The 25,561-nt window shown below is 64.6% G+C and carries 21 protein-coding genes; 18 read left to right on the top strand and 3 right to left on the bottom strand.

Features of this window, described 5'->3' with window-relative positions:
• The first annotated feature begins 77 nt into the window (after positions 1-77).
• From mmsB to AC3WJE_RS06715, 3 genes are all read left to right on the top strand, one after another.
• Positions 78-968, top strand: coding sequence for a 3-hydroxyisobutyrate dehydrogenase (mmsB, locus tag AC3WJE_RS06725; protein ID WP_493730011.1), 891 nt, complete (start codon positions 78-80; stop codon positions 966-968).
• 97 nt (positions 969-1,065) lie between these two features.
• Positions 1,066-2,076: a cation diffusion facilitator family transporter gene (locus AC3WJE_RS06720; RefSeq protein WP_493730064.1), complete on the top strand. Its 1,011-nt coding sequence runs from the start codon at positions 1,066-1,068 to the stop codon at positions 2,074-2,076.
• A gap of 89 nt (positions 2,077-2,165) precedes the next feature.
• Entirely contained in the window at positions 2,166-3,416 is a 1,251-nt protein-coding gene (locus AC3WJE_RS06715) for an aspartyl/asparaginyl beta-hydroxylase domain-containing protein (protein WP_493730010.1), read from the top strand.
• Positions 3,417-3,428: 12 nt separating this feature from the next.
• On the opposite strand, the gene AC3WJE_RS06710 is transcribed toward AC3WJE_RS06715, so the two are convergent.
• Positions 3,429-4,964 (bottom strand): sulfotransferase family protein, encoded by a 1,536-nt coding sequence (locus AC3WJE_RS06710; RefSeq protein WP_493730009.1) that lies wholly within the window; start codon positions 4,962-4,964, stop codon positions 3,429-3,431.
• 47 nt (positions 4,965-5,011) lie between these two features.
• Here AC3WJE_RS06710 and AC3WJE_RS06705 point away from each other — a divergent pair, with 47 nt between their 5' ends.
• From AC3WJE_RS06705 to AC3WJE_RS06695, 3 genes are all read left to right on the top strand, one after another.
• Positions 5,012-5,479 carry a hypothetical protein gene (locus tag AC3WJE_RS06705; protein WP_493730008.1) on the top strand — a complete coding sequence of 156 codons (468 nt, stop codon included), beginning with the start codon at positions 5,012-5,014 and terminating at the stop codon, positions 5,477-5,479.
• A 12-nt stretch (positions 5,480-5,491) separates the two neighbouring features.
• Positions 5,492-7,105, top strand: a complete 1,614-nt coding sequence (locus tag AC3WJE_RS06700; protein ID WP_493730007.1) for a sulfotransferase family protein — start codon at positions 5,492-5,494, stop codon at positions 7,103-7,105.
• 354 nt (positions 7,106-7,459) lie between these two features.
• Positions 7,460-10,246, top strand: coding sequence for a TonB-dependent receptor domain-containing protein (locus AC3WJE_RS06695; protein ID WP_493730006.1), 2,787 nt, complete (start codon positions 7,460-7,462; stop codon positions 10,244-10,246).
• Between the two features lie 82 nt (positions 10,247-10,328).
• Here AC3WJE_RS06695 and AC3WJE_RS06690 read toward each other — a convergent pair whose 3' ends face one another.
• Entirely contained in the window at positions 10,329-12,392 is a 2,064-nt protein-coding gene (locus AC3WJE_RS06690; RefSeq protein WP_493730005.1) for a 3-hydroxyacyl-CoA dehydrogenase NAD-binding domain-containing protein, read from the bottom strand.
• Positions 12,393-12,629: 237 nt separating this feature from the next.
• Between AC3WJE_RS06690 and rpoE the strand changes: the two genes are divergently transcribed.
• The 9 genes from rpoE (at position 12,630) to recO (ending at position 21,588) form a co-directional block, all read left to right on the top strand.
• Positions 12,630-13,250 carry an RNA polymerase sigma factor RpoE gene (rpoE, locus tag AC3WJE_RS06685; RefSeq protein WP_493730004.1) on the top strand — a complete coding sequence of 207 codons (621 nt, stop codon included), beginning with the start codon at positions 12,630-12,632 and terminating at the stop codon, positions 13,248-13,250.
• 14 nt (positions 13,251-13,264) lie between these two features.
• Positions 13,265-14,122, top strand: coding sequence for a sigma-E factor negative regulatory protein (locus AC3WJE_RS06680; protein ID WP_493730003.1), 858 nt, complete (start codon positions 13,265-13,267; stop codon positions 14,120-14,122).
• Positions 14,123-14,227: 105 nt separating this feature from the next.
• A complete protein-coding gene (locus AC3WJE_RS06675; RefSeq protein WP_493730002.1) occupies positions 14,228-15,784 on the top strand; it encodes a DegQ family serine endoprotease in 1,557 nt (518 codons plus the stop codon).
• 278 nt (positions 15,785-16,062) lie between these two features.
• Positions 16,063-17,853 carry a translation elongation factor 4 gene (lepA, locus tag AC3WJE_RS06670; RefSeq protein WP_493730063.1) on the top strand — a complete coding sequence of 597 codons (1,791 nt, stop codon included), beginning with the start codon at positions 16,063-16,065 and terminating at the stop codon, positions 17,851-17,853.
• A gap of 114 nt (positions 17,854-17,967) precedes the next feature.
• A complete protein-coding gene (gene lepB, locus AC3WJE_RS06665) occupies positions 17,968-18,768 on the top strand; it encodes a signal peptidase I (protein WP_493730001.1) in 801 nt (266 codons plus the stop codon).
• Between the two features lie 29 nt (positions 18,769-18,797).
• Positions 18,798-19,178 (top strand): DUF4845 domain-containing protein, encoded by a 381-nt coding sequence (locus AC3WJE_RS06660; protein WP_493730000.1) that lies wholly within the window; start codon positions 18,798-18,800, stop codon positions 19,176-19,178.
• Positions 19,171-19,848, top strand: coding sequence for a ribonuclease III (rnc, locus tag AC3WJE_RS06655; protein ID WP_493730062.1), 678 nt, complete (start codon positions 19,171-19,173; stop codon positions 19,846-19,848). Before AC3WJE_RS06660 ends, rnc begins: the two co-directional genes overlap by 8 nt.
• Positions 19,845-20,753 carry a GTPase Era gene (gene era / locus AC3WJE_RS06650; RefSeq protein WP_493729999.1) on the top strand — a complete coding sequence of 303 codons (909 nt, stop codon included), beginning with the start codon at positions 19,845-19,847 and terminating at the stop codon, positions 20,751-20,753. The genes rnc and era overlap by 4 nt, the downstream gene beginning before the upstream one ends.
• Positions 20,754-20,850: 97 nt before the next feature.
• Positions 20,851-21,588, top strand: coding sequence for a DNA repair protein RecO (recO, locus tag AC3WJE_RS06645; protein ID WP_493729998.1), 738 nt, complete (start codon positions 20,851-20,853; stop codon positions 21,586-21,588).
• A gap of 172 nt (positions 21,589-21,760) precedes the next feature.
• Here recO and AC3WJE_RS06640 read toward each other — a convergent pair whose 3' ends face one another.
• On the bottom strand, positions 21,761-22,468 hold the full coding sequence (locus tag AC3WJE_RS06640) for an Hpt domain-containing response regulator (RefSeq protein WP_493729997.1): 708 nt from the start codon (positions 22,466-22,468) through the stop codon (positions 21,761-21,763).
• Positions 22,469-22,628: 160 nt separating this feature from the next.
• On the opposite strand from AC3WJE_RS06640, the gene rlmD reads away from it, so the two are divergent.
• The 3 genes from rlmD to AC3WJE_RS06625 all read left to right on the top strand — a co-directional run bounded on the left by rlmD (position 22,629) and on the right by AC3WJE_RS06625 (position 25,506).
• Positions 22,629-23,963: a 23S rRNA (uracil(1939)-C(5))-methyltransferase RlmD gene (rlmD, locus tag AC3WJE_RS06635; RefSeq protein WP_493729996.1), complete on the top strand. Its 1,335-nt coding sequence runs from the start codon at positions 22,629-22,631 to the stop codon at positions 23,961-23,963.
• 232 nt (positions 23,964-24,195) lie between these two features.
• On the top strand, positions 24,196-24,699 hold the full coding sequence (locus tag AC3WJE_RS06630; RefSeq protein WP_493729995.1) for a CYTH domain-containing protein: 504 nt from the start codon (positions 24,196-24,198) through the stop codon (positions 24,697-24,699).
• A 117-nt stretch (positions 24,700-24,816) separates the two neighbouring features.
• A complete protein-coding gene (locus AC3WJE_RS06625; RefSeq protein WP_493729994.1) occupies positions 24,817-25,506 on the top strand; it encodes a DsbA family oxidoreductase in 690 nt (229 codons plus the stop codon).
• Positions 25,507-25,561: the final 55 nt, after the last annotated feature.

Genomic DNA, 25,561 nt, shown 5'->3' with positions numbered 1-25,561 from the left:
CCGCGTGCGGGAGAAGGTGCCCCGAAGGGGCGGATGAGGGCAAGCAATCCCGCCTTCCCATAGTTTGGAGACAACCAATGAGCCACATCGCTTTCATCGGACTGGGCAACATGGGCGGCCCGATGGCCGCCAATCTGGTCAAGGCCGGTCACACCGTTCACGCCTACGATCTGGTTCCGGCAGCGCTGGAGGCAGCTGTCGCCGCCGGCGTCACTGCAGCGACATCGGCACTCGCCGCGCTCGACAACGCCGAGGTCGTGATCTCGATGCTGCCGGCCAGCCGCCATGTCGAAGGGCTTTACCTGGGCGAGAACGGCATCCTTCGCGAGATTCCCGCGGGTGCGCTGGTGATCGACTGCAGCACGATCGCCCCGGCGAGCGCGCGCAAGGTCGCCGCGGCGGTGCAGGCCCGTGGTTTGCAGATACTCGATGCCCCGGTTTCCGGCGGCACCGCCGGCGCGGCCGCCGGCACGTTGACCTTCATCGTCGGTGGTGAAACCGAGGTGCTGGAGCGCGCGCGGCCGATCCTGCAGGCGATGGGCAAGAACATCTTCCACGTCGGCGACAGCGGGGCCGGCCAGGTCGCCAAGCTGTGCAACAACATGGCGCTGGGCGTGATCATGGCGGTCACCGGCGAAGCGATCGCACTCGGCGCGGCGCACGGGCTCGATCCCAAGGTGCTGTCGCAGATGATGGCGGTCAGTACCGGCCGCAGTTGGGCCACCGAGGTCTGCAACCCGTGGCCGGGTGTGCTGGAGAATGCTCCGGCCTCGCGCGGCTACAGCGGCGGTTTCGGCAACGACCTGATGCTCAAGGATCTGGGCTTGGCGGCCGAGGCCGCGATGAGCGTCGGTGCCTCGATCCCGCTTGGTGAGCTGGCGCGCAACCTGTATGCGATGAACAGTCGCGCCGGCAACGGCAAGCTGGATTTTTCCAGCGTGGTCAAGCTGGTCGCGCCCTCGGAGTGAGCGCCGTGCGTGGACATCCACCGTCAGTAGATGGTGGATGTAATAGTCTCCGGCCATGTCGGCGCATAAGGTGCGCGCATTCAGCCGGATCGAGATCATGGGACACGACCACAACCACGCACCGAGCGTAATCCGCCACGAAAAGCCGCTTTGGTGGGCACTGGGCCTGACCGGCGGCTTCCTGCTCGTCGAGATCGCCGGTGCCTTCATCACCAACAGCCTGGCGTTGCTGTCCGACGCCGCGCACATGGCGACCGACACGCTCGGCCTGATGATCGCGCTGGTCGCGGTGCGCCTGAGCCGGCGTCCGCCCGACGCACGCCGCACCTACGGCTACGCCCGCCTGGAAGCGCTCGGCGCACTGGTCAACGGCGCCCTGCTGTTCGTGGTCGGCGCCTACATCCTGTGGGAAGCGGTGGAGCGCTTCCGCGAACCGCAGGCGATCGCTTCCAGCGGCATGCTGGGCATCGCCGCACTGGGCTTGATCGTCAATCTGATCGCGATGCGCCTGCTGCACGCCGGCAGCGGCGAGAACCTCAACGTCAAAGGCGCTTACCTGGAAGTCTGGAGCGACATGCTCGGTTCGGTGGCGGTGATCATCGGCGCGCTGCTGATCCGCTTTACCGGCTGGCAGGTGATCGATCCGATCCTGGCCGTGTTGATCGGCCTGTGGGTGCTACCGCGGACCTGGGTGCTGCTGCGCGAGGCGATCAACGTACTGCTCGAAGGCGTGCCCAAGGGCGTGGACCTGCACGCGGTGCGCGAAGAACTGTGCGCGCATGAGCGGGTCGTGGACGTGCATGACCTGCACGTGTGGGCGCTGGCGTCGAGCACGCCAGCACTCACCGCGCACATAGTGACGGAAGAGGGCAGCGACGCCGATCTGGTGCGGCGCCAACTCGGCCAGCGCCTGCACGAGCGCTTCGAGATCGACCACGTCACCTTGCAGATCGAGACCGACCACTGCGGCGACGCTTGCAGTGTCGGCAGTCCGCGCGAGCATCGTAACGACCACGACCACGACCACGACCACGACCACGGGCATGGGCATGGGCATGATCACGGTAAGGCCGACTCGCAAGGGCATCACGGTCCGATGCATCGCTGAGTCCGAACCACTTGTATGATCGAGGTCGGGAGGCCTTGCGCGATACGGGGGGCAACATGGCGGTGCAGGAATCGGGACTTGATGGGGACGTGACTCGATACGTGGCTGCAGCGGCGCAGGCTGCTGCAGCCGGAGATTGGCAGGAAGCGGAACGGCGCTGGCGGAAAGTAATCGAGCTGTCGCCCGGACATCCGCAGGCGCTGTACAGCCTCGGGGTGCATGCGTACCGGCGAGGTGACTGGGCCGCGGCAATGGAACATCTGCAGGCGGCCCGGCGGGCGGCACCAACCGATCCGATGATCGTACTGAGCATCGCTATGGTGCGGCAGGCGATGGGGGATCTGGATGGGGAATGGCAGGCGATCGGGGCAGCGCTGACGCTGGATCCCTACTTTCTGCCCGGCCTATTGGCCAAGGCCGAGTTCCAGCAGGCGCGGGGGCGCAGGCATGCGGCGGCAGCGATCTATCGCGACGCGTTGCTAGCGGCTCCGCCCGAGCCGCAATGGCCGGCACCTTTGCGACGTCGTCTGGAGCAGGCGCGGCAGGCGATCGATCTGGACGCAACAGAACTGGCCACACATCTTCAGCAGGCGGTGGCGCCGGCGCGCACGGCGTTGAACGCGGGGAGCATTGCGAAATGGGACGAGGCCGTCGCCATCGCCAGTGGTCGCAGTCGTCCGTATCCGTCACAGAGCAATCGATTGCTGGTGCCGCGGTTGCCGGCCCACACTTTCTATGACGAAGCGCTGTTCCCTTGGATCGAGGCGCTGCAGGCGCATACGGATGAGATAGAAGCCGAGTTGTGGGCCGCGTTGTCCGCCGATGCGGAAAGCTTTACGCCTTACGTGGCGTATGCGCCGGATCAACCGGTGAATCAATGGCGCCAGCTCAATCACTCCCGCGCCTGGAGTTCCTATCCGTTATGGGCACATGGCCGGCCGGTCGAGGAAAACCTGGCGCGATGTCCGGCCACTGCCGCGGCGCTGCGTACGGTGGATGCGGCCGTGATCGACGGGATGTGCCCGAACGCCATGTTTTCGGTACTGGCCCCGCATACCGCGATCCCGCCGCACAACGGCGAAACCAACGCACGTCTGGTCGCGCACCTGCCGTTGGTGGTACCTGAGCGTTGCCGCTTCCGGGTGGGCTATGACTGGCGCGAGTGGCAGCGTGGCAAGGTGCTGGTGTTCGACGATTCAATCGAGCATGAAGCCCGCAACGACAGTGACGAAGTCAGGGTGGTGCTGATCTTCGATGTGTGGAATCCGTTGCTGACATCTGCCGAACGCACGATGGTTCAGGCAATGGAGCGTGCCTTGGTGGACTACCACACGCACTGAATCAACGCAGGATCAATCCGCCAGCTCGACACCGGATGCGGCCAGCGCCTGGCGCAGCGGAGCCAATTGATCGCGATATCGGCGCCAACGACCGGATGCCTGGGTGTGCAGGGGGCGGCGCACTTGCCAATAGCTTGCGGTCCTGACCGCATTGCCGGCCTGGTGCGGTTGCAGGCAACGCGGATCCCAGGGCAGTTCGAGGAAGTCCAGCAGCGTGCGCATGGCCGGCTCGGGATCGGCGACGAAGGCGTCGTAGTCGAAGTCATGGATGCTGCCGGGATACTGCACATGCCAGTGCCGCATCAGCTGGCTGTACTGGCCATAGTGATGGCCGATGTCCTTGAGCTTGCCGGCGTAGTCGAACCGGGCCGGGTTGAGGTGATGCATGAAGATGGACAGCCCGGTGTCGAGCGGATGACGGATGGTGTGGACGATACGAGCATGCGGGAACATGCGCTTGATGAGGCCGATCAGCATGAAGTTGTCTGGCCGTTTGTCGCTTATGTAGTGGTATCCGGCCGTCTGCGGGAACAGCCGTGCGCAGTGTTGGCGGTAAGCACGTGCCAGCTCGGCGAAGGCGTGCTCGGAAAGGCCGCGCACGGCTTCGGGAAACGGCGCGAGCCGGCCTGCAATCAGGCGTGGCAACAGATCCAGTTCGCCGCCGGCGTGGACCAGCGGGTGGCAGGCCAAGGCCTGTTCGAGCAGGGTCGAGCCGGAGCGGAACATGCCGCAGATGAACAATGGCGAGGGTGGATCTTTCGTCCCCAGGGGCGAGCCCGGTCCGGTGAACACTTCGGCGATACGTCGGAATCGTGCTTCCGTTTCTTCGTGGTGGTAGCCGGGAGCGCCGGCATGGGCGATACAGTTGCCGGTTTCGGCAAGGGAGAAGGCCTGCTCCGGATTTTTCAGCCGGTCATGGGCTTGGGCCAATGCGAACAGGCCGGTAGCGCGCGTGTCCGGATCGATATCAGGCTTTGCGCAGGCCTGGTGCAGGTCGTCCAGACGCGGATCATCCAACGTGCGCGGCGGCTCCAGCTGAAGCAATCGTGCCTGCGCCTGCAATCGCAATCCAATGGCCGCGGATGGACTAGACAGCAGTCGCCGATAGGCGCTGCCTGCCTGCGCTTCTTCGCCGCGTTCCTCGTGCAGGTTGCCCAGGTTCAACAGCGCCGGTGGATAGTCTGGATACAGGCGCAGTGCTTGTTTCAGTTCGTGCTCTGCTTCTGGATAGCGCTGCAGGTGATCGCTGAAAAGAGCTGCGCGGTTGAGGTGAACTTGCTCGGGTTCCGAGCAGCCATAAGCAAGGGCCTGTGCATAGGCATTCAGGGCTGAAGAGAAGTCTCCCAGCTGTCGCAGCAGGTAGCCGAGGTTGTACCAGGCATCGGCGTGACGCGGTTGGGCCGCCAGCACCTGGCGATAGGTTTGGGCGGCCTCGCGCAAGCGTCCAGTTCGCATCAGGGCGGCGGCGGTTTGCAGTGATGGCGCTGAGTTGTCCAAGTGAATGATGGAAATGGAGCGAAGGCCCTCAGCATAGAGGGTGTGCGGCACCCGCGGGCAGAGGTTATGCTCGGATGTCGATTCGGGGGACTGGACAGATGTGTAACCGTACCGCGGCGGTGGTCGCGATCGTAAGCGTGAGCGTTCTGTTGGGCGTCAGCGGCAGGCTGGCTGCGGAGGAGGTCGTTTCGCATCGCTGCGCAACGGTGATCGAGCCATCGGCGCGTTTGAGCTGCTATGACGCCGAGTACCCACCCAGCGTCCAGGTACAGGCCGCGGCCGCTAATCGCCAGATCAATGAGTTCGGTTGGAATGGGCAGCGCGAGCCTGCCGCAGTGGAGACGGGGCCTGCATCGCTCACGGTAAAGGTGACTTCGTTGGTCTATCGCCCAGACGGCACTCGCACGGTCGAACTCGACAGCGACCAGCAATGGCTGATTACCGAAGCAACCAGCCGCGGTCATCTGGTTGAGGGAGACCAGGTGATCTTGCGCAAGGCGGCACTGGGCAGTTACATGCTGGTCACGCCAGCCGGAGTGACCTTGCGCGCGCGTCGGATCCGTTGAAAACGAAGGTGGATGAGGGCGATGGTGGAGACAGGAATTGTGAAGGGCGTGGTGGTGCGGACTGACGTCGATGATGTGGTCAGACAGGGCTATGTCCTGTTGCGCTCGGGACGCTATGCAGAGGCGGTGGAGTACGCCGCGCGGGCCTGTTCCGAAAATGCTGCCGATGCCGCCGTGTACGAGCTTGCCGCCGAGGCACTGTTGGCGAATGAAGATCCATCGTCCGCAGTACGGCATATCGAGTACGCCGCCACGGTGGCGTCAAATCCTTTGCCATTGCTGCTCAAACAAGCCGATCTGCTGATGCGGCTACGTCGTCGGCGCGAAGCGTTGCAAGTAGCGGAGCGAGCCGAAGCATTGGTCGGTACCGACGGCGAAGCATGGCGTCGCTTGGCAGCACTCCGCAGTGGCTGCCAGGATGTTGCGGGTGCCGAACGGGCTTATCGCAGGGCACGCGAGCTGCTGGGCGATCAGCCAGGCTTGCTCTATGACCTGGCCACCATGCAGTTCTTCAAGGGTGATTTCGAGCAGGCTGAGGTAACGCTCGATCGCCTGCTGACAATCGTGCCTGATGCGGGAGACGCTTATTACCTGCGTGCGACATTGCGGCGCCAGGATCCGCAACGCCACCATCTGGAACAGTTGCGTGCGGCGCTGGCGGCAGGATTCAGCAGTCGCGCCGGCAGTGCTGCGTGCTTGTATGCCTTAGCCAAGGAATTGGAGGATCTGCAGCGTCACGACGAGGCATTCGAGACGCTGTCCGAAGCCGCCCGGCATAAACGGGCGAGCCTGAACTACAGCGTGGCGGCAGAGTGTACGAATATTGCCGAGATACGGAATGTTTATACCGCCGAAGCCTTGGCGTCGCTGCCTTGCGGTGAAGCTGGAGAGGGTGCGATTTTCATCGTGGGTATGCCACGTACCGGCACCACGCTGCTGGAGCGGTTGTTGGTGGAGCGGGCTGGGGCACGCTCGGCCGGTGAATTGATGGATTTCAGCAGCCTGCTTTCCCAGGCGACTGCCCAGCAGCGTCTACGCCTTCCAGATAGTTCGCCGGCGCAGGCGTCACTGGCGATCGACTTTTCCGCAGTCGGGCGGGAGTACCTGCGAGGCGCTCGGGAAGCGGCCGGAGGCCACGGGGTGTTCATCGACAAGATGCCGGTGAACTATCTGTACTGCGGAATGATCGCCACGGCGTTGCCGAAGGCACGCATCCTGCATCTGGTACGCGATCCACTTGACACCTGTTACGCCATCTACAAAACGTTGTTCTATGGTGCGTACCCGTTCTCCTACGACCTAGCCGAGTTGGCTGAGTACTACTTGGCCTACCGCGAGACGATGGCGCATTGGCACGAGGTGATCCCCGGGCGGATCCTTGATGTGCATTACGAGCAACTGGTAAGCGCACCGGAAGCCGAATTGCAACGGGTACTGTCCTGCTGTGGCTTGACTGATCTTGGTACATCGGTGGAATTACGCGATCAGCCATTCGCCACCGCCAGCGCTGCACAAGTGCGTGGCGCCATCCATACCCGATCCATCCATGGCTCCCGCAGGCACCTGGTGGGATTGGCGCCGCTGCTGCGGCGGCTGCGTGAGGCAGGGATCCAGGTCCCAACCTGACAACGCACATCCTGTTGGTTTCCGGTCGTTGAAACGGCCTGTAGATGGCGATTTGCGTCATTTATGTCGCCTTGCATCATTATCTTGTTTAATTTCTGTTTAATACGGCATAACATCAGGTTGGCAGGCAACTGGTAGGGGACCTCGTGTCGCCAGCTGCCCGCCACGTTTTTTCGCCGGAGATGGTCCCGGCGTATTGCCTACTGAAGTTGCCCCATTCGCAGCACGCCCCGTAAGGGACGCGTATGTGCGTGGCTGTCATTCCCTTTGGAGAGAGAGCAGAGAATGAAACCGAAGACCAGTAAATTACGCGACGCCATAGTCTGTTCGCTTGCCGTTGGCGCGGTCATGGCGATGTCAGCGCCGGTCATGGCGCAGGACCAGAGCGGCTCGGAGGCGGCCAAGACGCTTGACACCATCAGCGTCACCGGTACGCGCTTGAAGAGCCAGTCGATGACCGCCTCAAGCCCGGTTGCGGAAATCAGTAAAGAAGAGTTCCAGTACTCCGGCGCCACCAAGGTCGAAGACCTTGTGAATCAATACCCGCAATTGGCTGCGACTTTCGATGGGTTCTCCAACAACGGTTCGCTCGGCTACGCCACGGTCGATCTGCGCGGACTTGGTGCGCAGCGCACGCTGACCCTAGTCAACGGTCGCCGCATTCCCAAGGGTATCGGCGAAACCCCCGACATCAGCATCATCCCGGCGGCGCTGGTAAGCCGTGTCGATCTGCTTACAGGTGGTGCCTCGGCGGTGTACGGCTCGGATGCCGTGGCTGGCGTAGTCAATTTCATGCTCGACGATACCTTCGAAGGTGTCAGCGTCAACATGGGCTATTCGGCTTACCAGCACGACAACAGCAACAGTCTGATGCGTGGGCTGATGGATGATGCCAACTACGACTATCCCACGGGAAATTCCGGATTCGACGGCATTTCGCGCAACCTCGATCTCGCGATTGGCGGTGCTTTTGGCGAGTCCGGCCATGCAGTCGCCTGGGCAACCTGGCGTGAGAACGATGCCTTGCGGCAAGGGCAGCGCGACTACTCGGCCTGCGCACTGAGCAACCGGGGCACCGCTTGCGGCGGCTCGGCCACCGCCGACCCGGCCAACTTCTACGTTGTGGCGCCGTCCGTCGGTGCGTTCTACGTGCTGCCATCGGCCAGCGGCACCTGGTCCCAGACCGACACACCATACCTGTACAACTACGCGCCGGTGAATTACTACCAGCGCCCAGATACGCGCTATACCGCCGGTACCAGCGTTAAGTACCAGGTCAATGAGCACTTCGAGCCATACCTGGAAACGATGTTCGTTAACCATCGCAGTTCCACCCAGATCGCCCCGTCGGGTGCGTTCTTCACTGACGTCACCGTCAATTGCAATACCGCGGTCATCGGTAGCATGTGTTCGGATATCGGCATCACCGATGACGAGTTCACCGTCTACGTGGCCAAGCGCAACGTTGAGGGGGGGCCGCGCATCACCAATAGCGATAGCACTGCCTTCAGCATCACCGGCGGCGCACGTGGTGCGATCGCCGGCAACTGGTCCTACGACGCGTCGTTCACCTATAACCGTAGCTCCACTCGCAGCGAGAGCATCAACGATTTTGTCACTACGCGGGTGCAGGACGCGCTGCTGGGGTGCCCGAGCGGTTCGTTCGATGGCTGTGTGCCGTATAGCGTATGGACTAACAGTGTCACCACCGCGGAAGCCGAGGCCTTGCAGGGCGTCGGCATCGTCAACTATGAAACCACGATGCGGGTCCTGAACGCCTACGTCACCGGTGACTTCGGTTATGGGCTGCCGTGGGCCGGCGACGCCCATCCGATCAGCCTGGTGGCCGGCGTCGAGACCCGTACCGAGACCTACGATCGCATCGCCGACAGCAACATGCAGACCGGTAATTTCACAGGACTGGGAGGGCCCACTACCAATGTCTCCGGCGACATCAAGGTGGACGAGCTGTTCTTGGAAAGCGCAGTGCCGCTGGTGGCCGATGTCGGCAGCCTGAACCTGCTGGATCTCCAATTGGGCTACCGCTACTCCGATTACGACACGTCCGGCGGAGTGAGCACCTACAAGGCCGGTCTCGGTGCCGCATTCATCGATGGCAAGCTCAAGCTGCGTGCCGGCTGGAACCGTGCGATCCGCGCGCCCAGCATCACCGAGCTTTACGACGCCAACACCATCGGTTTGTGGAGTGGTACCGATCCCTGTGCCGGCAGCTCGCCTGTGTACACCGCCGCTCAGTGCGCCAATACCGGCGTGACTGCTGCCCAATACGGCAATGTCGCGGCCAACCCGGCAGGCCAGTACAACCAGGTTGCCGGTGGCAACACCGAACTGACCCCGGAGACTGCCAACACCTGGACAGTAGGGTTCGCAGCGACACCGATCAGCAATCTCGACTTGAGCGTGGACTACTACGACATCAAGATCGAGGATGCGATTCGTGCGGTCGGTGCCTCCAACATCCTGACAGCCTGCGCGTTGACTGGGAATGCGGATCTGTGCAGCCGCATCCGCCGCAACGCGACCACCGGCGATCTGTTTCGCGGTAGTGATCTGGACACGTCCGGCCTGGTCTACAACTCGCTGGGCAATTTCGGCTCGATGCACTTCCAGGGTGTCGACCTGACCGCAGCCTATGCGTGGAGTGTTGGGCCTGGCCGGTTGTCGACCACGTTGATGGGCAGCTACGTGATCAAGCAGGAGTACGAGCCGCTGCCCGGCATGGATGATCTGACCTACGATTGTGCGGGGGTGGTCAATACCTCGTGTCAGACCCCGAAATGGCGGCACGTGCTGAACGCGCGCTACAGCTTCGACCGCTACACGGTCGGTCTGCGGTGGCGCTACATCAGCGAACTGGACTACGAGAACACCGACGGCACCCGCGGCACGACCGATGTTCGTTTGGTCAATCAGGGTAACAAGGTCTCGGCTTACAACTACTTCGACCTGTCCGGTTCGGTGCAGTTGGGCGATTACGTGACCTGGACTGTCGGCATCAACAACATCGCTGACAAGGAACCGCCGCTGGTGGGTGGCAGCCTGACCTATAACGGCAATTCGCTGGGTGGATACGACCAGGCCGGTCGTTACATCTTCACCAGCCTCGGCCTGCGGTTCTGAGGAAGGGAAGGGTCTAGGTTAGAAAAGAAAAGCGGCGGGCCAAGGTCCGCCGCTTTTTGTTTGGGCCATGCAACCTGCGCGATTAAATCACCGGCTCACGCAACACCGGCGAATCCCAGCCCGGACGCGGCGCGAAGCGATCGCCGTAGCGGCTCTGCAAGGTCTTCAGGCGCGCAAGCAGTGCATCGGCGCCGGTGGCGCGGATGTGCTGGATCGGGCCACCGCGGAATGGAGCGAAGCCGGTGCCGAAGATCACGCCGGCGTCGAGCAGGTCGGCATCGGCGACCACGCCGTCGTGCAGGCAGGCCACGGCTTCGTTGAGCAGCGGCAGGATGAGCCGGTCTTCCAGGTCGTCAGCTGCCTTGTAGTCAGCCGGCACCTCCGGTTTGACCGGCCTGCCGTTCTCCCATTTGTAGATGCCCTGGCCATCCTTCTTGCCGCGCTTGCCCGGCTCGACGGTCTGCAACGTCGCCGGGATCTGCAGGCCCAGGAACGGCGCCAACTCTTCGCCGACACCGGCGGCCACATCCAGGCCGACCGTATCGATCAGTTCGATCGGCCCCATTGGCATGCCGAACTTCACCGCGGCCTTGTCGATCACCGCGCCGGGGATGCCCTCGGCATACGCGGTGGCCGCTTCCAGCATGTACGGGAACAGCACGCGGTTGACCAGGAAACCCGGCGTGCCAGCCACCGGCACCGGGAACTTGTCCAGCGCCTTGCAGAACGCGGCAAGGCGCTTGACGTTGGCTTGATCGAGCTGGTCGTGCTGCACGATCTCGACCAGCGGCATCAGCGCCACCGGGTTGAAGTAGTGCAGGCCGGCGAACTGCGCCGGTCGCGCGATGTGCTCGCGCAGTTCGATCAGCGGGATCGAGGAGGTGTTGGTGGTCAGCAGTGCATCAGGTTTGAGGCGCGGCTCCAGTGACTGATACAGCTCGCGCTTGGCTTCCGGGTTCTCGATGATCGCCTCGATCACCAGATCGGCCTGCGCCACGCCATCGCCGGCAAGATCGCCCTTCAAGCGTGCGGCGACCGCCGGGCGCTTGCGCTCGTCCTTGACTCTCTTGGCGAACAGCTCCTGCGCGCGTGACAGCGCACCATCAACGAAGCGTTGTTCGCGGTCCTGCAGCGTCACCTCGAAGCCCTTGTAGGCCGACCAGGCGGCGATGTCGCCGCCCATCACGCCGGCACCGACCACATGTACGTGCTTGATCCCGTGATTCTTGCCGCCGAGGCCCTTGAGGCGCTCGCTCAGGAAGAAGATGCGGATCAGATTGCGCGCGGTCGGGGTGCTGGCCAGCTTGACCACCGCGCGGCGCTCGGCGTCCAGACGGGCCTGGATGCCGCTGCTGCCGCTGCGTTCCCACACGCCGATCAGCGCGTACGGCGCCGGGTACTGGTCCTTCTTGGCCTTGCGCGCCACCTGCTTGGTCATCTGCGGCGCGAGGATCTTGCGCGCGATCCAGGTGTTGGTGGCCCAGCCGAGCAGGCGCTGCTTGAGCGGACGCGTGGTGCCCGACAGCGCCAGCGCGACCGCGCCATCGACCAACACGGCCGGTGCCGTCACCTTGTCGACCAGGCCCATCGCCCGGGCGGCGCTGGCCGATACGGTGCGCCCGGTCAGCATCAGATCCATCGCCGACGGCGCGCCGATCAAGCGCGGCAGCCGCGCGCTGCCGCCCCAGCCCGGGAAGATGCCCAGCTTGGTCTCCGGCAGGCCGATGCGGGTGGATGGATCGTCGCTGGCGATGCGGTAGTCGCAGGCCAGCGCGATCTCGGTGCCGCCGCCCATGCAGAAGCCATGGATCGCCGCGACGGTCGGGCAGGGCAGCTCGGCGAGTTTCTGGAATACGTTCTGGCCGCGGCGGATCGCGTCATTGACGGTGCCGCGGCGGTCGAATTCCTGGAATTCCTTCAGGTCGGCACCGGCGATGAAGCCATTGGCCTTCGCCGAACGGATCACCACGCCCCTGGGCGGGTCGATCGCGATGCGTTCGAGGAGGTCGGCCAGTTCCAGCAGCACGTCCTGGGAGAATGCATTGACCGGCGCGTCCTGGCGGTCGAGGCTCAGCACCACCACGCCGTCATCGCGGATGTCGGCTTGCCAGTGACTGAATCGGAGCCCATCGAAGCCTGAGAGCATGGCGCGGTCCATCCGGTTATGTATGGAAAGGCCCGTTATCATCCAGAGGTTGTTTCCTTCACGTCAAATCCCAATAGGGGGAGGGAGGCGTGAGCTCTGCGGCCGGCGGGCATCCCACTGGGCTCACGCAGCGCCCGTTAATCTTGAGACGGTCGTCGCTGGCGGACGGCTGAACTTTTCCATCCAACTGCGGTCACAAAGCCCGAGCTGGTTCGGGCGACAGGAGTGCGGCCCGACATGGCCGAGGTAGAAACACCACAGGAGCTGGACCTGGAACTGGTCCGGCGTGTGCAGCGCGGCGAGAGCGCGGCGTTCGACGTGTTGGTCCGCAAGTACCAGCACCGGATCGTCGCCCTCATCGGGCGCTACATCGCCGACTGGAGCGAGTGCCAGGATGTGGCTCAGGAGACCTTCATCCGCGCTTATCGCGCGATCGGGAACTTCCGGGGCGACAGCCAGTTCTATACATGGCTGCACCGAATCGCCGTGAACACCGCCAAGAACCACCTTGTCGCCCACAACCGCCGTCCGCCCACCGATGACATCGACATCACCGATGCCGAGCAGTTCGATGGTGCCACCCGGTTACGCGACAGCGACACCCCGGAGCATGAACTGATGCGACAGGAGCTGGAACAAACCGTGATGCGTGCGGTCCAAGCCTTGCCCGAGGAATTGCGCGAGGCGATCACCCTGCGAGAGGTTGAAGGCATGAGCTATGAAGACATCGCGCAGAAGATGGAGTGTCCGATCGGCACGGTGCGTTCGCGCATCTTCCGGGCGCGTGAAGCCATCGACACCGAGCTGCGTCCCCTGCTCGAAACCGCCAGTGCGACCCGTGAGCGACATCGTGTATGAGCCATAACCCGTCCATGACTACCGACAAGTTCGAGATCCACTACCGGCAGCAGCTGTCCGCGTTGATCGACGGCGAGCTGGCGGCGGACGAGACCCGTTTCCTGCTGCGCCGCCTGGAGCACGACGAGGAGTTGTCCGGCTGCCACGAGCGCTGGCAAATCCTCGGCGACGTGCTGCGCGGCGCTGCCTGTGCGCCGGCCCCGAGCGAATTCGCCTCGCGGGTGCGTGATGCGTTGGCTGCCGAGCCCAGGCCGATGCCGGGCAGCACACAGGGTCGACCGCGCACCGGTTGGCGCTGGGGCGGCGGTGCGGCGATCGCCGCATCGGTGGCCGCGTTGGCGTTGTTCATGACCCGCGAACGTCTGCCCGACGAGGCCGTGCCGTCTCCCGAACCGGTGGCCGTGGTGGCGACGACCGCGCAGGTGCCTTCCGTCCCGGCCAAACCGGCGCCAGCCGATCCCGATACCACGCTTGCCGACGCCATGGCGGCGGTGCCAGCCGTTGCGCTGGCCTCGGCCCGCCGTCAGGAGGCCGCCGCACAACGGCGGACGGGCAGTGCCACGCGTACCCAGCAGGCTGCGCGCAACGTCGCGACCCGCCAGCAGGAGCCCGAATTGCGGGTTGCCTCGGCGCAGCCTGCGCCGGCTGCACCAGGCAATGCCGAGGCCGCGTCGCCGGCGGTCAATCCGTTCGCGCATCCCTCCACGCTGCAGGCCAAGCCTTGGCCGCGCTCGGTGATTTCCAACGACGGCGCGCTCAATGCCAGCTTCACGCGGCAGCGGTCGGATACGGCGTTCTACCCGTTCGAGCCACGCTTGCCGGCGCAGCCGGTCGTTTCCGGACCGCCTGAACCGCCGTTGCCTCAGCCGTAACCTGAGTCGTCGATTTCCACTCCGCTGTACCTGATCGGTCCGCGTGCTGCGCGGGCCATGAGCATCCCTTTGTCTGCACCTGTTTGCCATTGGAGGCGTGCCCTGATGAATCCCCGTATCCGCACCCAGATGTTCGGCCTGCTGGCCATGACGCTGCCGCTCGTCGCCTGCGCGCAGCCGCCCGCAGCGCAAGCACCTGCGTCCTCACCGATCGCGACCAACCGCAGCGCGACGCCCCCGCCGCAGCTGGTGGCGGGCTTGCCGGACTTCACCAATCTGGTCGAGCAGGTCGGCCCCGGCGTGGTCAACATCGACACCACCGTGACCCGCAAGGACATGCAGCGTCGTTCCGGCCGCAGCCAGCAGATGCCGGATGACGATCAGATCCCGGAATTCTTCCGCCGCTTCTTCGGCCCGGACTTCCAGATGCCGGGCAACCCGCGCCAGTCTCCGCGCGGCGACGATGGCGATGACATCGCCGGCAAGTCGATGGGCTCGGGTTTCATCATTTCCGCCGACGGTTACGTGCTGACCAACCATCACGTGATCGATGGCGCCAGCCAGGTCACCGTGAAGCTGTCCGATGGCCGCGAACTCAAGGCCAAGGTGATCGGCAGCGATGAGCAGTACGACGTGGCGCTGCTGAAGGTCGAGGCGAACAACCTGCCGACCGTGCGCATCGGTGATTCCAATACGCTCAAGGCCGGCCAGTGGGTGGTCGCGATCGGCTCGCCGTTCGGGCTGGATCACTCGGTCACCGCCGGTATCGTCAGCGCGGTCGGTCGCAGCAATCCGTACGCCAACCAGAACTACGTACCGTTCATCCAGACCGACGTGGCGATCAACCAGGGCAACTCCGGTGGGCCGCTGCTGAACACCCGTGGCGAGGTGGTCGGCATCAACTCGCAGATCTTCTCCGCCTCCGGCGGCTACATGGGTATCAGTTTCGCGATCCCGATCGATCTGGCAATCAACGCCGCCGAGCAGATCAAGGCCACCGGTCGTGTGACTCGTGGTCAGCTGGGCGTGGCGATCGGTGCGATCGACTCACTGAAGGCGCAGGGCCTGGGCCTGCCGGACAGCCGGGGTGCGCTGGTCAACGAAATTCCGGCCGGCAGCCCGGCGGGCAAGGCCGGTGTCGAGGTGGGTGACGTGATCCGCTCGGTCAACGGCAAGCAGATCGACGCCGCCACCGACCTGCCGCCGATGATCGGCCTGATGGCGCCGGGCTCCAAGGTGCGTCTGGGTGTCATCCGTGACGGCAAGCCGCGCGAGATCAACGTGACCCTGGGTGCGCAGCAGGGTGATCCGGATGCGACTGCCAATGCGGGCAGTGGTGAGGACGACACCGCTGCAGCGGCACCGGCTTCGGTGAGCCTGCTCGGCCTGCAGGTCGCCGATCTGACCTCCGCCGAACGCAGCCGCCTGGGCCTGGAAGCCGGGCAGGGCGTACGCATCACTGCCGTGACCGGGTCGCAGGCGCGCAACACCACGCCGGCGCTGTCGCCGGGTCTGGCGATCCTGCGTGTGGGCCGTACCCCGGTCGGCAGCGTGGCCGAGCTGAACCGCGCGCTGGCCAGCTACAAGAAGGGCGATGTGGTGATGTTGCTGGTCTCCAGCGGCAAGGCGACCAGCTACGTGGCGATCAAGGCCGGCGGCTGATGAAGCCCGTGCCCGCTGCCGCTCCGGCAGCGGGCATGCTCTCGCAGGAGCGGCTTCAGCCGCGATGGGGCTTCCCCCTGTGAATCCCGCACAAATGGGTGCAGGCTTTTGTGGAGGGATCTGCGTGAAAGCCTCATCGCGGCTGAAGCCGCTCCTACGAGAAGTGCGGAAGTCATCCCCTGAATGATCCGCCGGGCGTCACCGGTCCTGGCGTGCGATAATGCGCCGTTATCCTGACGACGGCTGCGCCGGCGCCCACCTCCATGTCATCTGATCCAATGCGGAACATCCGCAACTTCTCCATCATCGCCCACGTCGATCACGGCAAATCCACCTTGGCTGATCGCATCATCCAGTTGTGTGGTGGCCTGGAGGCCCGCGAGATGGAGGCCCAGGTGCTCGATTCCAATCCGATCGAGCGCGAGCGCGGCATCACCATCAAGGCCCAGTCGGTCTCGCTGCCATACGTGGCCAAGGACGGGCAGACCTACCACCTGAATTTCATCGACACCCCCGGGCACGTCGACTTCTCCTATGAAGTCAGCCGTTCGCTGGCCGCCTGCGAAGGCGCGCTGTTGGTGGTCGATGCGGCCCAGGGCGTGGAGGCGCAGTCGGTTGCCAACTGCTACACCGCAGTCGAGCAGGGCCTGGAAGTGGTGCCGGTGCTGAACAAGATCGACCTGCCGACCGCCGACATCGAGCGCGCCAAGGCCGAGATCGAGGCGGTGATCGGCATCGACGCCGAGGACGCGGTCGCGGTCAGCGCCAAGACCGGTCTGAACGTGCGCGATGTGCTGGAGGCGATCGTGCTGCGCATTCCGCCGCCGAAGCCGCGCGACACCGACAAGCTGCAGGCGCTGATCATCGACTCCTGGTTCGACAACTACCTCGGCGTGGTGTCGCTGGTGCGGGTGATGCAGGGCGAGATCACTGCCGGCAGCAAGATCCAGGTGATGTCGACCGGTCGTACCCACCTGGTCGACAAGGTCGGCGTGTTCACCCCCAAGCGCAAGGAGCTGCCACGTCTGGCGGCCGGCGAGGTGGGCTGGATCAACGCCAGCATCAAGGACGTGCACGGCGCGCCGGTCGGCGACACCCTGACCCTGGCCTCGGACCCGGCCTCCAAGCCGCTGCCCGGCTTCCAGGAGATGCAGCCGCGCGTGTTCGCCGGCCTGTTCCCGGTCGATGCCGAGGATTACCCGGATCTGCGCGAGGCACTGGACAAGCTGCGCCTGAACGACGCGGCGCTGCGCTTCGAGCCGGAAAGCTCCGAGGCGATGGGCTTCGGCTTCCGCTGCGGCTTCCTCGGCATGCTGCACATGGAGATCGTGCAGGAGCGGCTGGAACGCGAATACAACCTCAATCTGATCTCGACCGCGCCGACGGTGGTCTACGAGGTGCTGAAGACCGACGGTTCGATCATCTCGATGGACAACCCGTCCAAGCTGCCGCCGTTGAACAACGTCGAGGAGATCCGCGAGCCGATCATCCGCGCCAACATCCTCACCCCGCCGGACTACGTCGGCAATGTGATCACCTTGTGCGAGGAAAAGCGCGGCAGCCAGATCAGCATCAGCTACATGGGCAGCCAGGTGCAGATCAGCTATGAACTGCCGATGGCCGAAGTGGTGCTGGACTTCTTCGACAAGCTCAAGTCGGTCAGCCGTGGCTACGCGTCGTTGGACTATTCCTTCCTGCGTTTCCAGGCCGGTCCGTTCGTGCGCGTTGACACGCTGATCAACGGCGACAAGGTCGATGCGCTCAGCATCATCGTGCACCGCAGCCACGCCGATCGCCGCGGCCGCGACCTGTGCGAGAAGATGAAGGATCTGATCCCGCGGCAGATGTTCGACGTGGCGATCCAGGCCGCGATCGGCGCGCAGATCATCTCGCGTTCCACGGTCAAGGCGATGCGCAAGAACGTGTTGGCCAAGTGCTATGGTGGCGACGTTTCGCGCAAGAAGAAGCTTCTGGAAAAGCAGAAGGAAGGCAAGAAACGCATGAAGCAGGTAGGCCGCGTGGAGATCCCGCAGGAAGCCTTCCTGGCTGTGTTGCAGATGGACAAGTAGCCGGGATTGGGGATCCGGGATTCGGGATTGGCAAAAGCGTAAGCAGCCGATCTCCGCCCCCGCTCTTGCGAATCCCCAATCCCCAATATCGAATCTCGTTCCAAAGGAACCCGAATGAAATGGTTTGAAATCGCGCTGGTGGTACTGACGCTGGGTAGCGGCTTCATCTGGCTGCTGGACAAGCTGTTCCTCGCCAAGCGGCGTGCCGCCAAGGCTGGCCTGCTCGATGCCGAGCCGGCGCTCGTGGACTATTCCAAGGCGTTCTTCCCGGTGCTGGCGGTTGTGCTGATCCTGCGCAGCTTCGTGGCCGAGCCGTACAAGATTCCGTCCAGCTCGATGATGCCGAACCTGTTGATCGGCGACTTCATCCTGGTCAACAAGTTCGCTTACGGTTTCCGCCTGCCGATCACCAACACCAAGTTCATCCCGACCGGTGAACCCAAGCGTGGCGACGTGGTGGTGTTCAAGCCGCCGCACCGCCCGGACGAGAACTGGATCAAGCGCGTGGTCGGCCTGCCGGGCGACCGGATCGGCTTCCACGGCGACACGCTGTACATCAACGGCGAGCCGATGAAGTACCAGGTCAAGGGCGAGTACATCGGCAAGGGCCGTGGCGCGGAAATGACCGGCACCACGCTGTTGACCGAGGATCTGCCGGGCCGTCCGCATACCGTGCTGGAATGGATCGATCGGGCCAATCCGGCCGGCCAGGGTGACTGGGTCGTGCCGCCGGGCAAGTATTTCGTGATGGGGGACAATCGCGATAATAGCGAGGACAGCCGGTTCTGGACCCAGACGCACTTCCTGCCGGAGGAGAACCTCCGCGGCCGCGCGTTCCTGATCTGGCTGAACTGCGAAGGCTGGTTCTGCAAGGGGAGTTTCGATCCGTCGCGGATCGGGACAGGTATTCAGTGACGCACGTCGGGGCGTGCCAGGGGAAAGCTATGAAGCGCAAGCAGGGCGGGATGACGTTGATGTCGTTCGTGGTGGTGCTGGCGGTGGCCGGCTTTGCCATCTACATCGGCATGCAGCTGTTTCCGATGTACCAGGAGTACTACTCGGTACGCACGGCGATGAAGGGTCTGGCCAGCGAGCCGGGCAGCGCCGACATGGATCCGGCCAAGGCCCAGGATCTGTTCTTCCGCCGCCTGTACATCAACTACTCCGAGAATGTGCAGAAGAACGACGTCAAGTTCGAGCGCATCGAAGGCGGCTGGCGCATGAAGGTGGCCTACGAGGTGCGTCGTCCGCTGGTCGGCAATCTCGACGTGGTCGGCAAGTTCGAGAGCACGCAGGACCTGACCAGGCGTGGTGGTGATCAGTAAGACCATCCAGCGCGGCGACCGGATCGGCCACGTCTTTGCCGATCCGGAGCTGCTGAAGCAGGCGCTGACGCATCGCAGCGCCGGTGCTCCGCACAACGAACGACTGGAATTCCTCGGCGACGGCATCGTCAACCTGCTGATCGCCGAGGCGCTGTACCTGCGCTGGCCCAAGGCCGACGAGGGTGCGTTGACCCGCGCGCGTGCCGAGCTGGTGCGCGAGGCTTCGCTGGCGGTGATCGGCCGCGAGCTGCAGCTGGGCGAGCGGCTGACGCTGGGGCCGGGCGAGATGAAGTCGGGCGGGCACCGTCGCGATTCGATTCTTGCCGATGCGGTGGAGGCGGTGGTCGCCGCGATCTACCTCGATGTCGGCTTCGAGGCTTGCCGCAGCACTGTGTTGCCATGGTTCGAGGCCGCGCTGGCGGCCCTGCCGGTTGGCAAGCCGGAAAAGGACGCCAAGACCCGCCTGCAGGAATGGCTGCAGGCACGTCAGCGCCCGTTGCCGAGCTATGAACTGATTTCCGAGACCGGCGGCGACCACGCCAAGCAATTCCGGGTAGCCTGCATCCTGGGCGACCCGCCGCTGCGGGCCGAGGGCGAGGGCAGCTCGCGCCGGCTCGCCGAGCAGCAGGCCGCGGCAGCCCTTATCAGCCAACTGGATCCAAGCAAGTGAGCGACAACTCTTCCCATCGTTGCGGCAGTGTTGCCGTCATCGGTCGCCCCAATGTGGGCAAATCGACCCTGACCAACGCCCTGGTGGGCGCCAAGGTCAGCATCGTCTCCAACCGGCCGCAGACCACCCGGCATCGTCTGCTGGGCATCGCGACCTTCCCGGCGGGCCAGATCGTGCTGGTGGACACCCCCGGCCTGCACCGCGAGCAGGGCAAGTTCAAGGCCTCGGCGATGAGCCGGGTGATGAACCGTGCCGCACGCGGCTCGCTGGAGGACGTCGATGCGGCGCTGCTGGTGATCGAAGCCGGCCGCTGGGACGAGGAAGACACGCTGGCCTACAACGTGCTCAGCGACGCCGGTATCCCGGTGCTGCTGATCGTCAACAAGGTCGACCGGCTCAAGGACAAGAGCGCGCTGCTGCCGTTCCTGGCGCAGGTCAGCGAAGGCCGCACGTTTGCCGCGGTGCATCCGGTTTCCGCGCTCAAGCGCAAGGGGCTGGAAGCGCTGGTCAAGGACGTGCTCAGACTGCTGCCCGAAGCGCCGCCGATGTTCGGCGAGGACGAGATCACCGATCGCAGCCAGCGCTTCCTGGCCGGTGAACTGGTGCGCGAGCAGTTGATGCGCCAGCTCGGCGAGGAATTGCCGTACGCCACCACGGTGGAGATCGAGCGCTTCGCCGAGGATGGCAACCTGCTGCGGATCGGCGCGGTGATCTGGGTCGAGCGCGAAGGCCAGAAGGCGATCGTGATCGGCAAGGGCGGCACCCGCCTGAAGGAAATCGGCGCCAAGGCGCGCCTGCAGATGGAACGCCTGTTCGGCGCCAAGGTGTTCCTGGAGACCTGGGTACGCGTACGCGAAGGCTGGTCGGACGATGAGTCCGCGTTGAAGGCGTTCGGGTACGAGTGAGTCCGTGATTCGTGATGGGTGATTCGCAGGAACGAAGCGATCGCCAAAGTTGCTTTTGAACGAATCACGAATCACCCATCACCCATCACGGCTCCCCATGCATATCGAGCACGAGCCCGCTTTCGTCCTGCATGCCCGGGCCTGGCGCGAGACCAGCCTGCTGGTGGAGGTGCTTACCCGCGAGCATGGCCGGGTCGGGTTGTTGGCGCGCGGCGTGCAGGGGCCGAAGAAGCAGGCGCTGCGAGCCGCATTGCAGCCGTTGCAGTCGATCGTGTTCAGTGCGATGCAGCGTGGCGAGCTGGCCCAACTGCGCCAGGCCGAGGCGGTGGATGCCGCGCCGCGCCTGTTCGGCGATGCGATGCTGGGCGGCTTCTATGTCAATGAACTGATGCTGCGGCTGGCGCCTCGTCACGATCCGGTGCCGGAGCTGCATGCGCTCTACGCGCAGGTGCGGGCGCGTCTGCCGGAGCCTGCGATGCTGGCCTGGACCTTGCGGCGCTTCGAGCGAGACCTGCTGGAAATCCTCGGCTTCGGCTTCGACCTGCAACACGATGCCGACGGCGCGCCGATCGATCCGGCCGCGCGCTATCTGCTGGATCCGATGGAAGGGCCGCGTCGCGTGCTGAGCGAGCGAGAGCAACAGGATCGTCGGGGGACCGCGACCGGGCGGGCATTGCTGGCGTTGGCCCTCGACCAGCAGCCCGTGACGGAAGACATGCCGGGCTTGCGCCTCGGCATGCGGGCGGTGCTGGCCCATCACCTCGGCGGGCGCGGACTGAAGTCGTGGGAGATGCTGGAGGAGCTGGGGCGGAGAGGCCAGAAAGGCCGGGATTAGGGATGCGTCAAAGCGCGCTTCGGACTGAATGCTGCTGTGGGAGGGACTTCAGTCCCGACAGCCGGTCCGACAAGGCCTGTCGGGACTGAAGTCCCTCCCACAGGAAAAACCATAAGCTTTTGCCGAATCCCGGCTTTTCACAGCCGAAGGGCCGGTCATCCCTGATCCCGGCTCAATGCAACAACGCCGCCACGGCTTCATGGAACTGATCGCGTGCGCCGGTCGATTGCGGATCGCCACGCAGTTGCCGCACTGCACCCGCGAGGCGGGCGGCGCCGACGAAGCCGCAACTGGCCTGTAGCCGATGCAGGTGTCCGCGCAGGGCCTGGGCGTCGTCGATCCGCAGCGCCAGATCGACCGCGTCGCGGGTCGCCGGCAGCTCGGCCAGGAACAGTTCGCGCAATGCATTGAGATGATTCTGCTGGCCGTTGAGGGCCAGCAATGCCGCGTTTTCGTCCCAATCGCTGCTGTTCTGACTGGTCTCCAGCGCTTTCGTGCGCCCGTGGGTCAGGCCGCGGCGCACCGCCTGCAGCAGGCGATCGGCCGAGAGCGGCTTGACCAGGACATCGAGGAAGCCTTCGGCGCGCAGGTTGCGCTGGGCGTCCGATGACAGTTCGGCGGTATGTGCCAGCGCGGGCAGATGGCGATGATCGTGACGCAGCGAGGCCAGCAGTTCCGAGCCGTTGCCGTCGGGCAGGTTCACATCGATCAGGGCCAGGTCGTAGGCGCGTCCGGCCGCCAAGGCCAGCGCCGAAGCCTTCGAGTCGCAGCAGTCGACCTCGGCTGGCAGCGCTTCCAGCGCGATCCGGAAAAAGCCACTGCTGATCGGGTCATCCTCGACCAACAACAGGCGGGGGCGGGATTCCTGGTGCAAAATCATGAGTGGCTGCCTCCATGTCAGCTGCCGGCAGCTTAGCGTGCGCGGCCGGAGCTGAGTTTGCCGTTCAATGGCAGAAGCAGCAATGAACGAGGGCGCCGGGCCCTGTCGGGTGGGTTCTGCGACAATACGCGCCCATTTTTGCCCGCAGCCGTTACGCCACGTGGCCAGAACCCGAAACCGCTTCGACCGCACGCCCTTCCAGACCGATATCACCGACCTCAGCCACGATGGCCGCGGCGTCGCCCGCCGTGACGGCGAGGGCGGCAAGGTCACCTTCATCAGCGGCGCCCTGCCGGGCGAGACCGTGGTGGCCGAGCCGACGGCGCGCAGCCGGCATTTCGACGAGGCCAAGGTGCTGGAAGTGCTGAGCGCCTCGCCGGATCGCGTCACGCCGCGCTGCCCGCATTTCGGCGTCTGTGCCGGTTGCGTGCTGCAGCACCTGGACGAGGACAAGCAGATCCTCGCCAAGCAGCGTGTGTTGATGGAGAACCTGGAGCGGATCGGCCACGTCACTCCCGAGTCCGTGTTGCCGGTGCTGGCCGGCGAGAGCTGGGGCTATCGACGCAAGGGCCGGTTCTCGGTACGCCGGGTCGAAAAGAAGGACAAGACCCTGGTCGGCTTCCGGGAGCAGGATCCGCGCTTCGTCGCCGATCTGTCGGTCTGCTACACGGTGATCCCGCAGATCGGCGAGAAGGTCTCGGCGCTGGCCGAGCTGGTCGAGAGTCTGGACGGCAAGCGCGACATCCCGCAGATCGAGTTCATCGCCGGCGACGAGGCGATCGCGCTGACGATCCGGCACATGCAGCCGCTCAGCGAGGGTGATCGGCACGCGCTCGCGGAATTCGGTCGCGCCCACGGCTTTGCGATCTTCCTGCAGCCCGGCGGTGTGGAAAGCGTGCATCCGCTGGAAGATATCCCGGTGCCGCTGTCGTTCCGTCTGCCGCAATGGGATGTGGAACTGGCGTTCCGGCCGCTGGACTTCATCCAGGTCAATGCCTCGCTCAACCAGAAGATGATCGCGCACGCGCTGGCCTTGCTCGATGCCCGGCCGGAGGATCGCGTACTCGATCTGTTCTGCGGGCTCGGCAACTTCACCCTGCCGCTGGCGCGCGGGGTGCGTGAGGTGGTCGGCGTGGAAGGCGATGCCGGGCTGGTGGCGCGTGCGAAGGAGAATGCACAGCGCAACGGCCTCGACAACGCGCAGTTTTTCGCGGCCGACCTGACCCAGGACCAGCGTGGCGCGCCGTGGATGCGCCAGGGCTTCGACAAGCTGCTGCTGGATCCGCCGCGCTCGGGCGCGATCGACGTGCTCAAGCAGCTGCCGTTGAAGAAATTCAGCCGGATCGTCTACGTCAGCTGCCACCCCGGTTCGCTGGCGCGTGATGCCGGCTATCTGGTCAACGAACAGGGCTTCAAGTTGAAGGCGGCCGGTGCGATGGACATGTTTCCGCATACCGCGCATGTGGAGAGCATTGCCTTGTTTGAGAGGTCGTGATTTGTGATTCGTGATTGGTGATTCGTAAAAGCCTGCTTCGGCGGGATGGCTTTTGTGGGAGGGACTTCAGTCCCGACAGGCATTACCGGCCGATTGTCGGGGCTGAAGCCCCTCCCACAAAAAAAACCAGAACGCTTGACAGCCGGAACCCGGCAAAGATGCTTTTCACGAATCACGAATCACGAATCACGAATCACGAATCACGAATCACGAATCACGAATCACGAATCCCATGCCTGTAGAAATCGAACGCAAGTTCCTGGTCACCGGTGACGGCTGGCGTGCCGCTGCGCATCAGGTCATCCCGATGGCGCAGGGTTATCTCAATGACGTCGGTGCGCTGGAGCGCAGCGAACAGAAGGCCTCGGTGCGGGTGCGGATCCAGGGCGAGCAGGCATTCCTCAACCTGAAATCGCGCGAGCTGGGCCATACCCGGCAGGAATTCGAGTATCCGATCCCGGTCGACGAGGCGCGCGAGCTGCTGGCGTTGTGCGTGGGCGGGCTGATCGACAAGCGCCGGCATCTGGTCGAGTACGCCGGCCACCTGTGGGAGGTGGACGAGTTCCTTGGCGACAACGCTGGGCTGGTAGTCGCCGAAATCGAGCTGGACAGCGCCGATGAGTTCTTCGAGCGGCCGGACTGGCTGGGCGAGGAGGTCACCGACGAGGTGCGCTATTACAATCTGGCGCTGGCCGCGCACCCGTATTCGACCTGGGGCGAGCCACCGGTGTCGTAGAGCGGAGCTCGCTCCGCCGGGGCTCATCGGGAATGCCTCGGCGGAGCGAGCTCCGCTCTACGGATTCCAGGGATTTCCGGGGCTTGCCTGGCGCGCCAGTGACCGCATATCGCAACGATGAGAATCGACATCTGGTCTGACGTGGTGTGTCCCTGGTGCTGGATCGGCAAGCGCCGCTTCCAGCGTGGGGTGGCGTTGCTGGGCGCCGATGCGCCGGCGCTGGAGGTGCATTTTCATGCCTACCAGCTCGATCCGGAGGCCGGCACCGAGCCGGTGCCGCTGCGCGAGGCCTATGCCGCCAAGTTCGGCAGCCGCGAGCGCACCGAGCAGATCCTCGCCCAGACCCAGACCACCGCACGCGCCGAAGGGCTGCCTTTCGATTTCGATCGTGGTCAGGTGCGGGTGACCACGCTGCCGGCGCACCGGCTGCTGTGGCTGGCCGCGCGCGAGGGCGATCCCGACGCCGTGGCCGAGGCGCTGTTCCACGCGCATTTCGCCGAGGGCCGCAATCTGGCCGATCCGACCACGCTGGTCGCGGCCGGTGCCGCTGGCGGGCTGAGCGAGGCCCGGATCCGCGCACTGCTCGATTCGGACGAGGGGCTGGCCGAGGTGAACGCCGAACTGGATCAGGCACGGGCGATGGGGATCACCGCGGTGCCGAGCTTCGTGATCGACGGCCGCTATCTGGTGCAGGGCGCGCAGGCGCCGGAGGCGTTCGCACAGATCCTGGCCAAGGTCGCCGCCGAAGGTCGTCCGCCGGCGGATGCGGCCGGCGATGCCTGCGGTCCGGACGGCTGCCCGGTCTGATTGCCGGATTGTCCTGCTTCGGTACGTCTCCGGCGCCTGGCGTCCGCATGGACGG

This window comes from Pseudomonas sp. GW821-FHT07E12 (assembly GCF_058986605.1).
Note: the sequence above shows the minus strand (reverse complement) of the source record. Positions and strands in the feature narration are given on the sequence as shown.

Bases quoted from the DNA above. Each gene is read 5' to 3' on its own strand.
- mmsB (WP_493730011.1), top strand. From the start codon at position 78: ATGAGCCACATCGCTTTCATCGGACTGGGCAACATGGGCGGCCCGATG.
- AC3WJE_RS06720 (WP_493730064.1), top strand. From the start codon at position 1,066: ATGGGACACGACCACAACCACGCACCGAGCGTAATCCGCCACGAAAAG.
- AC3WJE_RS06705 (WP_493730008.1), top strand. From the start codon at position 5,012: ATGTGTAACCGTACCGCGGCGGTGGTCGCGATCGTAAGCGTGAGCGTT.
- AC3WJE_RS06700 (WP_493730007.1), top strand. From the start codon at position 5,492: ATGAGGGCGATGGTGGAGACAGGAATTGTGAAGGGCGTGGTGGTGCGG.
- AC3WJE_RS06695 (WP_493730006.1), top strand. From the start codon at position 7,460: ATGTCAGCGCCGGTCATGGCGCAGGACCAGAGCGGCTCGGAGGCGGCC.
- AC3WJE_RS06690 (WP_493730005.1), bottom strand. From the start codon at position 12,392: ATGCTCTCAGGCTTCGATGGGCTCCGATTCAGTCACTGGCAAGCCGAC.
- rpoE (WP_493730004.1), top strand. From the start codon at position 12,630: ATGGCCGAGGTAGAAACACCACAGGAGCTGGACCTGGAACTGGTCCGG.
- AC3WJE_RS06680 (WP_493730003.1), top strand. From the start codon at position 13,265: ATGACTACCGACAAGTTCGAGATCCACTACCGGCAGCAGCTGTCCGCG.
- AC3WJE_RS06675 (WP_493730002.1), top strand. From the start codon at position 14,228: ATGAATCCCCGTATCCGCACCCAGATGTTCGGCCTGCTGGCCATGACG.
- lepA (WP_493730063.1), top strand. From the start codon at position 16,063: ATGCGGAACATCCGCAACTTCTCCATCATCGCCCACGTCGATCACGGC.
- lepB (WP_493730001.1), top strand. From the start codon at position 17,968: ATGAAATGGTTTGAAATCGCGCTGGTGGTACTGACGCTGGGTAGCGGC.
- AC3WJE_RS06660 (WP_493730000.1), top strand. From the start codon at position 18,798: ATGAAGCGCAAGCAGGGCGGGATGACGTTGATGTCGTTCGTGGTGGTG.
- recO (WP_493729998.1), top strand. From the start codon at position 20,851: ATGCATATCGAGCACGAGCCCGCTTTCGTCCTGCATGCCCGGGCCTGG.
- AC3WJE_RS06640 (WP_493729997.1), bottom strand. From the start codon at position 22,468: ATGATTTTGCACCAGGAATCCCGCCCCCGCCTGTTGTTGGTCGAGGAT.
- AC3WJE_RS06630 (WP_493729995.1), top strand. From the start codon at position 24,196: ATGCCTGTAGAAATCGAACGCAAGTTCCTGGTCACCGGTGACGGCTGG.
- AC3WJE_RS06625 (WP_493729994.1), top strand. From the start codon at position 24,817: ATGAGAATCGACATCTGGTCTGACGTGGTGTGTCCCTGGTGCTGGATC.